Source organism: Microvirgula aerodenitrificans DSM 15089 (genome assembly GCF_000620105.1).
GTDB classification, from domain to species: Bacteria; Pseudomonadota; Gammaproteobacteria; order Burkholderiales; family Aquaspirillaceae; genus Microvirgula; species Microvirgula aerodenitrificans.
Map to the genome: position 1 here is coordinate 21,306 of NZ_JHVK01000009.1, position 11,709 is coordinate 33,014.

Annotated in this window: 10 protein-coding genes; 5 read left to right on the top strand and 5 right to left on the bottom strand. The window is 62.8% G+C overall.

Going from position 1 to position 11,709, the window contains the following annotated elements; genetic code table 11:
• Window positions 1–12 precede the first annotated feature (12 nt).
• Complete coding sequence (locus Q352_RS0109220) at window positions 13–687, top strand: sigma-70 family RNA polymerase sigma factor (protein WP_169735644.1); 675 nt, start codon at window positions 13–15, stop codon at window positions 685–687.
• A gap of 5 nt (window positions 688–692) precedes the next feature.
• On the opposite strand, the gene nosR is transcribed toward Q352_RS0109220, so the two are convergent.
• The 3 genes from nosR to nosP are packed head-to-tail and all read right to left on the bottom strand — an operon-like array spanning window position 693 to window position 4,377.
• Window positions 693–2,009: a response regulator c-di-GMP phosphodiesterase, NosR family gene (nosR, locus tag Q352_RS0109225; protein ID WP_028499097.1), complete on the bottom strand. Its 1,317-nt coding sequence runs from the start codon at window positions 2,007–2,009 to the stop codon at window positions 693–695.
• A 42-nt stretch (window positions 2,010–2,051) separates the two neighbouring features.
• A complete protein-coding gene (locus Q352_RS20470) occupies window positions 2,052–3,227 on the bottom strand; it encodes an ATP-binding protein (RefSeq protein ID WP_051528817.1) in 1,176 nt (391 codons plus the stop codon).
• A complete protein-coding gene (nosP, locus tag Q352_RS0109235; RefSeq protein ID WP_028499098.1) occupies window positions 3,220–4,377 on the bottom strand; it encodes a nitric oxide-sensing protein NosP in 1,158 nt (385 codons plus the stop codon). The genes Q352_RS20470 and nosP overlap by 8 nt, the downstream gene beginning before the upstream one ends.
• Before the next feature lie 361 nt (window positions 4,378–4,738).
• Between nosP and Q352_RS20475 the strand changes: the two genes are divergently transcribed.
• Window positions 4,739–7,009 (top strand): putative bifunctional diguanylate cyclase/phosphodiesterase, encoded by a 2,271-nt coding sequence (locus Q352_RS20475; RefSeq protein WP_158537445.1) that lies wholly within the window; start codon window positions 4,739–4,741, stop codon window positions 7,007–7,009.
• 7 nt (window positions 7,010–7,016) lie between these two features.
• Here Q352_RS20475 and Q352_RS0109245 read toward each other — a convergent pair whose 3' ends face one another.
• A complete protein-coding gene (locus tag Q352_RS0109245) occupies window positions 7,017–7,502 on the bottom strand; it encodes an Lrp/AsnC family transcriptional regulator (RefSeq protein WP_028499099.1) in 486 nt (161 codons plus the stop codon).
• Between the two features lie 122 nt (window positions 7,503–7,624).
• On the opposite strand from Q352_RS0109245, the gene Q352_RS0109250 reads away from it, so the two are divergent.
• The 3 genes from Q352_RS0109250 (at window position 7,625) to Q352_RS20480 (ending at window position 10,947) form a co-directional block, all read left to right on the top strand.
• On the top strand, window positions 7,625–8,656 hold the full coding sequence (locus Q352_RS0109250) for a histone deacetylase family protein (protein WP_028499100.1): 1,032 nt from the start codon (window positions 7,625–7,627) through the stop codon (window positions 8,654–8,656).
• Between the two features lie 42 nt (window positions 8,657–8,698).
• Window positions 8,699–9,727, top strand: a complete 1,029-nt coding sequence (gene ocd / locus Q352_RS0109255) for an ornithine cyclodeaminase (protein WP_028499101.1) — start codon at window positions 8,699–8,701, stop codon at window positions 9,725–9,727.
• 95 nt (window positions 9,728–9,822) lie between these two features.
• Window positions 9,823–10,947 carry a branched-chain amino acid ABC transporter substrate-binding protein gene (locus tag Q352_RS20480; protein ID WP_051528819.1) on the top strand — a complete coding sequence of 375 codons (1,125 nt, stop codon included), beginning with the start codon at window positions 9,823–9,825 and terminating at the stop codon, window positions 10,945–10,947.
• A gap of 170 nt (window positions 10,948–11,117) precedes the next feature.
• Here the strand turns inward: Q352_RS20480 and Q352_RS0109265 are convergent, their stop codons facing one another.
• Entirely contained in the window at window positions 11,118–11,327 is a 210-nt protein-coding gene (locus Q352_RS0109265) for a hypothetical protein (protein WP_028499102.1), read from the bottom strand.
• Between the last annotated feature and the right edge of the window lie 382 nt (window positions 11,328–11,709).

Consider the following 11,709-nt stretch of genomic DNA (forward strand, 5'->3'; position numbering starts at 1 on the left):
GCGGATGTTCCGGTGGCGCTGTGGACCGGATTTTACGCCAGCGGCGACAGCACGCTGCGGCGTCGACTGGTTGAACACTATCTGCCCTGGGTCCGGATTCTGGCCGCTGGTGCCTATGCCCGCCAGTTCATGCCGTCGCTGGCATTCATGGACTTCTATCAGAGCGGCGTGGCCGGCCTGCTGGAAGCGGTCGATCGTTTCGATCCCGGTCGGGGCGTGGATTTCAAGACCTTTGCCACCCGCCGTATCCACGGCGAAATGGCCAATGCCATCACGCAGGCGACCGAGGCGGACCGGCAGTACCGGGTCCGGCAGCGGTATCTGCAATCACCCGCTGTCATTCCGGACGCAGAGAGGCCGTTTGCGCAACTGATGTCCCGTTCCATCGGCCTGGCCATCGCCTACATGCTGGAAGGGACCGGCATGTATCTGGCCTCCGGGGCGGACGACGAGGCGCGGGCACCACCTGCGGCCTGCCTGCAGCAGCAATGGCGCACGTTGCTGCTGGCTGCCATCGGACGGCTGACACCGCAGCAACAGCGGGTCATTCGCCTGCATTATCTGGGGGGCATGCCGTTTGCCGACATTGCCGTTGCCCTTGATCTTTCCGCCGGCCGCGTGGCCCAGTTGCATCGGCAGGCACTGGCGGTGTTGCGCCAGCACCTGCCGGACATCGGGGACCGCTGAAAGCGTCAGGCCCTGACGAAGATATTGAGCTTGCTGCCGGCGCCTTCCTCGAAGTGGCGAATCAGGCGGATCAGGCGATCGTCGAGTACATAGTCCCGCGCCAGCAGCATCACCCCGTTGACGATCAGATCGTGCGCCAGCGTCATGCCCGGTACCAGATCCCGGGAGTACAGTTCGCGCTCTACCACCTCGGAAGGCTGGGCGGCGAGCACGGCCTGCAATGCATCGAGCACGGCGCCGTCATAGCGCGACTCGCGGCTGGCTTCCAGCTGCTTCAGCGCGGCGCGGGCATCCATGCGCTGCCCGGTGACGATGCCGGCCTGCAGCGCCTGGAAGTCGGCCGCCACGCCGAGGATGCGCGAACCAATGGCAATCTGGTCGCCTTTCAGGCGGTCCGGTACGCCGAGGCCATCCATGCGCTCATGCTGGTTGCGAATCAGCTGGGCCGGGACCTGCAACTGCTCGGATGCCATCAGTGCGGCCTGGCTGTTGACCGGGTACTGCTTGTAGGTTTCGAGTTCGGCCGTGCTCATCAGGCTGATCGGTTTGGCCAGCAGCGTGTCGGGGAAGGCAATCTTGCCGATACTGTGCAGCAGGCCGGCAATGAAGATGTCATGAACTTCGGCTTCCGGCAGCATGAGCTGCCGGGCAATGAGCAGGGCGTGGTTGGCCACATTGCGGGACTGGCCGGCAAGGGTGCCACTGCGCATGTCGATCAGCGCCGAGAACATCTTCACCGAGGTCACGAAGCCTTTTTTCAGCCGCTCGTGCGCAAGCTTTACCTCGCTCATCGCCTTTTCCAGCGCCAGGGTCCGTTCGCGGACCTTGTCTTCCAGCGAGGCGTTCAGCATGGTCAGCGCATCGTTCTGCTCGCGCACCTGCTGATCCAGCCGGGCCTTTTCACGCGACAGGAGCTTGATGGTCAGCGCATCTTCGACGATGCGAAGGATGTCCTGGTCTTCCCACGGCTTGGCGATATAGCGGCTGATGCCGGCAACATTGATCGCCTCGATCATCGACTGCATGTCGGCGTAACCGGTCAGCAGAATGCGGGTGATATCCGGCCAGCGCTGCCGGATCGTGGCCAGCAGTGCCGCACCGCTCATGCCCGGCATGCGCATGTCCGATACCACCAGATCCACGCTTTCGGTTTCCAGCACGGCCAGCGCGGCCTCGCCGCCGTCGGCGGTCAGGATCCGGTAGCCATGGGGGCGGAACAGCCGGCGCAGTGAGGACAGGATATTGGCTTCGTCGTCGACGAACAGCAGGGTAAAGCCCTGGGCAGTATTGCCGGGCGCAAGGGAGTCAGGTGAAGTCGTCAAGATGGCAATCCTGTCGGGGCTGGCAGTGAATGAATTGAGTGGTCAGGGTGCGTCCGGCGGCGGGCTGGACGGGTGTGCACGATGAATCGGCAACCAAATAGTGAATGTAGTGCCTTTGCCTTCCGTGCTGGCGACATAGATCTGTCCGCCCAGCTTCTGGACGATGCCATAGGACACGGACAGACCCAGCCCGGTGCCGGCGCCGACCGGTTTGGTGGTGAAGAACGGATCGAAAATGCGCGGCAGCAGTGCGGCAGGAATGCCCTGACCGTTGTCAGCCACCTGGATCCAGATCCGCTCACCTTCACGGCCGGTCCGGAGGTGAATCTCGCCATGCTCCGGCATGGCCTGGGCGGCATTGACCAGCAGGTTCATGACAACCTGGTTCAACTGTGACGGCAGGCATTCCACGCGCGGCAGATCGCCATATTCCTTGATGACGTCGGCCTTGTATTTGATCTCGTTCCAGACCACGTTCAGCGTGCTGTCGAGGCCGGCATGGATATCGGCCGATTCCCATTCGGCATCGCCGACCCGGGAAAAATCACGCAAGTCCTGGACAATGCGGCGCACGCGCCCCGTGCCATCGATCGATTCGGCGATCAGGGCGCCGACATCTTCCTTCAGGTAGTCGAAGTCGGCCTTGACCTTGGCGTTGTCGATGCGTGCACGCAGCTCGCTGTCGGCAGGGATATGGCTTTCGGCTGCGACGTAGGCATCCAGCAGTTCAAGCAGGTTGTGGAAATAGCCGTTCAGCGTGCTCAGGTTGGAATTGACGAAGCCGATCGGATTGTTGATCTCGTGGGCAACGCCGGCTGCCAGCTGGCCGATCGATGCCAGCCGTTCGGCCTGCACCACCTGGACCTGTGCATCCTCCAGCCTGGCGATCAGCGCGGCCTGCTTGCCATGTTCGTCTTCCAGCATCTGCTGGACCTGTTTTCTCTCCAGGATTTCCTGCTCCATCTTGCCCTGGGTATGCTTGAGCTTGCGGGTGATCCTTTCATTGCTCTGCAAGGCCGTTTCCAGCTCCCGGGTACGGATCTGCACGGCATCGTCGAGCATGACCGCAGTCTGGAAGACGCTGAAGTCGGAGTCGTCGCTGCCCATATTGCGTTCAACGCGCCGCATCAGCGCCTGGATGATCTTGTTCAGCCGGGCGATTTCGGTTTCCAGCTCATGACTGGAACAGGGCCGCGGCAATACGTGACTTTCATACATGGTCTGCCCCCCTGCGACTGCCAATGGCGATGCCGGTAAACGTCTGGTTCACGTGCACCCCGCGGTATTGCTCGCCATAGGTGCTGAAACCGACGGTATGGTTCCGGTTCAGGATGTCGCCGACGGTGGACTTCAGGTCGCGCTGGGTGATTTCCAGATTGCGCAGGATGCAGTCGCAACCGAGTACCAGTTGCGGCGAGCCGATATCCTGTTCCAGTTCGTCGAAGGCCTGCGTCAGGCTGTCGATCAGGTCGAGCCGGTCCGCCAGCCGCAGCACCAGCCCCTCGTCGATTGCGCAGTAGAAGGTCAGCGTGTCATCGGCATTGGCAGTCTGGATCGAGCGCACGTAACCCGTACCATCAATGATGACCAGAACCGGGTGTGCGGCGAAATGGGCCGGGCACAGTTCGGACGCTTCCACGCCGGTCAGCCGGGCATATTCCGAGGCGGCAGGCCGGCCGTTGATTTCCTTGACCACCCGCCTGGCCGTGTCGACCGACGTCACGACCAGGCGCTTGGTGCTGGGCACAAAGTGCTGGGTCTTGAAGGTGGTGACGGCATACGGTGTGGACACCAGCATCATCAGTGCGGCGTTGAGGTGGAAGCGGCCATTGTGGAACAGCGCCGTTTCCCTGAATTTCAGGTCATCCCCGGCCGAGCCGCCGACCAGCGGGATCTTGCCGAGCGCATTCTGCAGAGCACGGGCAACCCACTCTTCGCGCATCGACAGACCGTCGATCAGCAGAAAGGCAAACTGGCTGGGATGGGGGCCCAGCGACGGGCGGGCTTCCAGCCGCTGCATGACGGAAAAGGTCAGCGAACGTCCCTGCTCGAATTCAAAAGACTGCACGTTGTCGATAAAGCCGACTTCGATCGCAAAGCCGGATTTGGGAAAGCTGACACCACTGAGGCCGTGGGTCAGATAGCCGGCCGGTCCGATTTCGCCGGCCGTCGTGCAACCGATCACGCGGACACCGGGGAACAAGTGGTTCATTTCTGCGGCGAGCAGATCGAGGTCGTAGTCGCTGGAGCAGAAAAACAGCACCAGTTCCATATCGTCCTGGCGCACGGCGGCATGAAATTCCCTTGCCGCCTCTACCGGATCGGGTGCGCTGGATTGCGCACAACGGACAAGACTGGTCGACTGCATGCGGAAGCTCCACTCGTTGGATGTCGGGATGGCGGCAGTACCACACCTGAATCAGTATCCATTCAATGCCATTATCCTGCAAGGAATGCGCCAGAGAATGCTGATGGCAGCGATGGCAGCGCTGTGTAGCGCAAGTTTGCGGAGATCAAAAGACCGGCGGATCATAAAGAATCGGGAACGTCAGTTCAAAACCATTCGTCATTAACCGGCTTCGGGGAGCGGTGACAGGCGTATCATCGGGGGGCAGGCAGGACATGCCCGGGTGTGCTTCGTTTCATGACCTGCCTGATACCGGGAAGGCCTTCCGACAACAACAATACAAGTGCGCATCGCCATGATCCTGAACTTCATCCAGAGTGTAGTGCTCATCTTGTTGCTGTGCGGGTTGCAGTTGGTCAACGTTCGCTACTGGCATGGCAGGAGCCTGCCCGCGCAGATTACCTCGGGCTTTCTGTTCGGGATCACGGCCATCGTCAACATGATGGGGCCACTGGTGCTGGCACCGGGATTTTTCATTGATGCGCGGCTGGCCATCCTGAGCATGGCGGCGCTGTTCGGCGGCCCGCTGGTGGGGATGCTGGCGGCTGGCCTGGCGATTGCCTATCGGCTCGGGATCGGGGGCGGGGGCGCCTATTTCGGTGCGGCAAGCATGTTGTTCGCCGTGGTGTTTGGCCTGGGCTATCGCCATGCGTCGACTCGTGGCTGGATACGGAAGGGCATTCCGCAGCTGACCGGCTTCAGCTTTCTGGTCCATGCCTGCGCGCTGCTGCTGCTGGTGCGGATTCCCGAACTGCGGGAAACGCCGCTGGATCTGGCCATTATCACCATGGCGATCACCATGCCGGCGACCACGCTGATGCTGGGGCTGCTGCTGGAAGATCTGCAGCGGCGCAGCAGCGTCCAGCATGAACTGGCGCAGAGTGAAGCCCGGATGCATGCCATTACCCGTGCCATCCCCGACCTGTTGCTGGTGCTGGACGAAGACGGCCGTTATCTGGAGATCGTGTCGCCCAACCAGCAGCGTCACCTGCTGTACGACGAAGCGGTCAGGCTGCAGGGCAAGCGCATGCACGATGTGCTGCCGGCGCTGAAGGCTGACCGGTTGCTGGCTTTTGTCCGTGAGGCTATTGCCACCAATGAGCCACAGGAAATCGAATACACGCTGAAGATCGGTGCCGAGCACCGGACCTTCGAAGGCCGGGCGCAGGCGCTGGATCTGGATCTGGATGGCAAGCGGGCGGTGGTGATGGTCACGCGCGACATTTCGGCGCGCAAGGCCGCCGAGGCGGAAATCCAGCAACTGGCGTTCTTCGATGCGCTGACCGATCTGCCGAACCGGCGGCGCCTGCTCGACCGGCTGCAGCATGTGCAGGCGCATTGCGCGAAAACCGGCAAGTCCGGCGCCCTGCTGTGCATCGATCTCGACGATTTTCGCAATATCAATGACCTGTACGGCAATCCGCATGGCGACCAGATCCTGCAGCAGGTGGCCAGGCGGCTGGAAGAGCTGATGTGGGAGTACGGCATGGTGGCCCGGCTGGGTGGCGACGAGTTCGCCGTGCTGCTGGAAGGATTGCCTGCCGCCCAGGACGAGGCGGCGGAGCAGGCGGCCCAGGCCGGGCAGCGGCTGCTGGACGGCCTGCGCGAACCGTACCGGCTGGGCGACAGCCTGCAGTCCTGCACCGGCAGCATCGGCATCATCCTGTTTGGCGCGGCCGAGCCCGAACAGGACCTGCTGCACAAGGCGGACCTTGCGTTGTCGGCGGCCAAGGAGAGCGGCAAGAACGGACTGCATTTCTTCGACCCGGCCATCCAGGACGAGGTCAGCGCCCGGCTGCGGCTGGAAAATGAAATCCGGCTGGGGCTGCAGAATGGCGAGTTCATCGTGTACTACCAGCCGCAGATCGATGCCCAGGGCAATCTGCGCGGTGCCGAAGCGCTGGTGCGCTGGCAGCACCCGCAGCGCGGCCTGCTGGCGCCCGGCTTCTTCCTGCCGGCGGCGGAGCGGGCGGGTCTGCTGCAGCAGATGGACCGTCAGGTGTTCGATACCGCATGCCGGCAACTGGCGCACTGGGCCTCTCATCCGCAGCTGAACCGGATGTCGGTGTCGGTCAATATCAGTGCGGTGCAATTGCACCAGGCCGACTTCGTGCAGCAGATTCTGGACGGGCTGGCGCGGCATGATGCGCCGGCCTCCATGCTGATGCTGGAGCTGACCGAGTCGCTGCTGGTGGGGGATCTGGCCAAGGCCCGTTCGCACATGAAAGAGATCAAGCAGCACGGCGTGCGCTTTGCGCTGGACGACTTCGGTACCGGCTATTCGTCGCTGTCCTATCTGCCGCAGCTGCCGCTGGATGAACTGAAAATCGACCAGTCCTTCGTCCGCAGCCTGCCGGCCGACAACGGCAATCTGGCCATCATCCACGCCATTACCGCGCTGGCGGCATCCTTCGGCTTTGAGGTGGTTGCCGAAGGGGTCGAGACCGAGGCCCAGCTGGCGATACTGGCGGGTTGCGGTTGCCTGCGCTACCAGGGCTACCTGTTCGCCAAACCGATGTCGGCCGAAGCGCTGGAGCAGTTCGCTGCCGACCGCCAGCCGCATCCGCTGCTGAGCCAGCTGATTCTGCAATGAGCTGCCATTATTCCGGCACCGGCAGCCGGCTCGACGACTTGATTTCGCGCAGGGCCAGGCTTGAGTGGATCGAGTGGATGCCATCCATCTTGCGCAGCACGTTTTCGACGAAGGCGCTGTAGGCGTCGAGGCTTTCCGCCACGACCTGCAACAGGTAGTCGGCATTGCCGGTGATCTTGTGGCAGGACAGGACTTCCGGATGCTCGTGGATCGCCGCCTCGAAACGGTTAGGCGCTTCGTCGCCATGGGCGCCGAAGCCCAGACTGACAAAAGCCAGTACGTCGTAGCCGAGTTTGCGCCGGTCCAGATTGGCCTGGTAGTCCCTGATATAGCCTTCGTCCTCAAGCCGTTTCAGCCGCCGCCAGCATGGCGTCACGCTCAGTGACAGATGGCCGGCCAGCTTCGGATTCGACAGGGTGCCGTCCTGTTGCAACAGACGCAAAATAGTCCGATCCGTGTCATCCAGCTGGTGGTGGAGTCTGTTTGTGCTCATTTATGCCATCCTGTGAGTCTGTCTTGCTCCTATCGTAGCGACCGACGGGTCGCGAAAGCAAAGTAAATCCTGCGGGTCCACCCCATACTGGTTCCCGTCATCCACCTGCTTTCCCGACCGCCATGCTTACCGTGTACAGCACCGCCCACCGGCTTCACCATGCGACCGAACTGAAGGACGGTGTGCTGAAGCCCTGCTTCGAGATGCCCAGTCGCGCCGATACCATTCGTGCCCGGGTGCAGGCGGTCGGCCTGGGTGACGTGATTGCGCCGCGTGCCTTCGATCCGTCCCGCTATGCCCGCGTCCACAGCGAACGCTATGTCCGCTTTCTCGAACAGGCGTGGGGCGAGTGGCGCGAACTGGGGCGCGAACACGATGCGCTGCCGCTGATCTGGCCGGTCCGCGATCTGCGCAGCGATATCGAGCCGGAACATATCGACGGCAAGCTTGGCTTCTATGCCATGGACGCCGGTGTGGCGATCACCGCCGGCACCTGGGAAGCGGTACGTACCAGCGCCGATCTGGCACTGACCGGCATGGCCGTGCTGGAGGCCGGCGAGCGCAGTGCCTTTGCGCTGTGCCGGCCGCCGGGCCACCACGCCGCTGCCGAGTACATGGGCGGCTACTGCTATCTGAACAATGCGGCCATTGCCGCCCAGGCCGGTCTCGATGGCGGTGCCCGCCGCGTGGCAGTGCTTGATATCGACTTCCACCATGGCAATGGCACCCAGAGCATTTTCTATGCACGCGACGATGTGCTGTTTGTCTCGCTGCACGGCGATCCGAAGCAGTCGTATCCGTATTTCCTTGGGCATCGCGACGAGACCGGCGCCGGTGCCGGTCTTGGCTTCAACCACAACTACCCGCTGGCGCACGGTACCGACTGGAACGGTTATGGCGCGGCGCTGGCCGATGCCTGCCGCCGGGTGGCAGCCCATGCACCGGATGTGCTGGTGGTGTCGCTGGGGGTGGACACGTTCAAGGGCGATCCGATCAGTCATTTCCGGCTGGAAAGCGAAGACTTTCTGCGTATCGGCGCCACCATTGCCGGGATCGGCTGTCCAACATTGTTCGTGATGGAGGGCGGGTATATGGTCGACGACATCGGCGTCAATGCGGTCAATGTGCTGTGCGGTTTCGAAGGCCGGTCCTGACCGCGGGAACGCCCCCACCCGGAATGAACCAAGGAGGCTGAAATGACCCGCTACATCGATGTCAACGATCTGAAACGACTGCTTGCCAGCACCGGCGTCGAGCCATTCATGCTGGGCCTGGTCGACTATATCGAATCCGATTACCGACGCTGGGACGAGTTCCAGAAATCCGCCCGCGTGGCCAATCACTCCCCGGACGGCGTGATCGAGCTGATGCCGGCGGCGGACCGGCAGCTGTATGGCTTCAAGTACGTGAACGGCCACCCGAAAAACACCGCGCAGAACCTGCTGACGGTGATGGCCTTCGGTGTGCTGGCCGATGTCGATACCGGCTTTCCGCTGCTGCTCAGCGAATTCACCATCGCCACTGCACTGCGCACCGCCGCCACCTCGGCGCTGGTGGCCCGGGCGCTGGCCCGGCCCGATGCCCGGACGATGGCGGTGATCGGCAACGGGGCGCAGAGTGAATTCCAGATTCTGGCGTTCCGCGCGCTGCTCGGCATCAACGAGGTCCGCGTATTCGATACCGATCCGGCGGCGACGGCCAAGCTGATCCGCAATCTGTCCGGCGTGCCCGGCCTGCACCTGACACCGGCGGCATCGACTGCCGATGCGGTTCGCGGCGCCGACATCGTGACTACGGCAACGGCCGACAAGGCGCTGGCGACCATCCTGACTCCCGACATGATCGAGCCGGGCATGCACATCAATGCCGTGGGGGGCGACTGCCCGGGCAAGACCGAACTGCATCCGGACATTCTGGCCCGGGCCCGGGTCGTGGTCGAGTTCGAGCCGCAGACGCGGATCGAGGGCGATATCCAGCAGATGCCGGTCGATTTCCCGGTGGTCGAGCTGTGGCAGGTGCTGACCGGTGCCGTGCCCGGACGCGAAAACGCGGAGCAGGTCACGGTGTTCGACTCGGTCGGGTTTGCGCTGGAAGATTTTTCCATGCTGCGCTACCTGCATGACCTGGCGCGGGAAAGAAACATCGGCTCGGTCATCGACCTGGTGCCGGCCCCGGACGATCCGAAAGATCTGTACGGTTTCATGCAAACGGCTGCGGCCGGATAAGCAGTACCGGGATCAACGAGACCGTGTCCGCCGGCCGGACATCTGTCCGGCCGGCGGACACACGGCGGGATCCCACCGACAACAAGGAGAACACGATGAGAGAAATGGCGAAACTGGGGACCGTGGTGGCGGCGGTGCTGCTTGCTGGCGGGTGCGGAAAGCAGGCGCAGCCGGCGGCCGGCGCGGCGGGGAACGACGGGACCGAGGTCGTTCGCATTGGCCAGGCTTCGCCGCTGACCGGCCCGATTGCGCATCTGGGCAAGGATGTCGAGCAGGGGGCCCGGCTGGCGATCGACGACATCAATGCCGCCGGGGTGGAAATCGGCGGCCGGAAAGTCCGTTTCGAGCTGGTATCGGAAGATGACCAGGGCGACCCGAAAATGGGCGCCCAGGTTGCCCAGCGGCTGGTCGATGCCGGCGTGGTTGGCGTGATCGGCCACCTGAACTCCGGCACCACCATGCCGGCGTCACGCCTGTATGCCGATGCCGGTCTGCCCCAGCTGTCGCCGTCGGCGACCAATCCCGACTTTACCCGTCAGGGATTCAGGACCACTTACCGGCTGATTGCCAACGATGTCCAGCAGGGTATCGCGCTGGGCCGCTTTGCCGTCGACGTGCTGAAGGCCAGAACCGTGGCCGTCGTCGATGACCGGACCGCGTATGGCCAGGGCCTGGCCGACGAGTTCGAGAAGGCGGTCAGGAGCCAGGGGGCCACCGTGGTCAAGCGCGAGTTCACCACCAACAATGCCACCGACTTCGGCGCCATTCTGACCTCGATCAAGGCTGCGCAGCCTGACGTGGTGTTCTACGGCGGGATGGATGCACAGGCTGGCCCGATGGCGCGGCAGATGAAGCGGCTCGGCATCCATGCCCGCCTGCTGGGTGGTGACAGCGTGCAGACACCGGAGTTCATCCGCCTGGCGGGCGATGCGGCCGACGGGGTGTATTCGTCCGCCTGTGGCGTACCGCGCGACCGGATGCCGGGTTTTACCGATTTCAATACCCGTTACAAGGCCCGTTTCAATACCGAGGTCCAGGTTTATTCGCCATACGAGTACGACGCGGTTCATGTGCTGGTCGATGCGATGAAACGCGCCGGTTCGACCGATCCGAAGGTGTTCCTGCCCGAGATCGCCAAAACCGACTATCACGGCGTGACCGGCCGGGTCGCCTTTGACAAGCAGGGCGATATCCGCGATGGCGCTGTGACTTTCTATTAGGTCAGGAATGGCAAATGGGAAGTCGTATCTTCTGTCGGCGGAGCCAAAGCCACCTGAGATTACCGGCAGTTTCCCCTGTCAGTATTGGCCGGCACGATGCTGGCCTTTTTTTCGGACAAATAAAAGCTGCAGACACGGTGACCGTCGGCGCTCACCCTGCATGCCGTCGATCAGAACGGCATGCGCCCCTTGACTGACGCGGTCTGGTTGATGAAGTCACTGCGGTCTTCGGCGTCATGGCGGGCGGTGATCTCGGCACCGCCGGCGCTGGCGCCCGTTGCGACGCTAATGGTCGTATTGCCCTGTGCATGGACTTCGCCTGTCTCCGTGACCGCGACGCTTCCCCCATTGCGCAGGACGCATTCGCTGGCAAAGGGCATCGGGGTCGAGAGGCTGGCTGAGCAAATCTGAGAAAACGGCGGAATATATATAACGTAAGTCTGCTTGCCGCGAAAATGAAAAAATCATGACATATAAACAGTGCGGAACACGCTGATCTACGAAATTTGGACTATATCCTCGTAGCAAATATTGCATATACACTATGCCAAGGTAGTAGTGCCGCCGGGGGGAGGCACCACGCTGAGGGGGCGGATGGTCCGGCGGAAAGCCGTGAAGCAGCGAATGGCAGGCGCCTGCGGTTTTCGGAGAACCGGATGCGGGGTCCGCCCCCGATGCCGCCCTGGCGCGGCAATTCATGCCATGGCCGGGGAAGGGCCTGGCGGCGCCCCTGCCACTCAGGCCGGCAGGACATGTGAAATT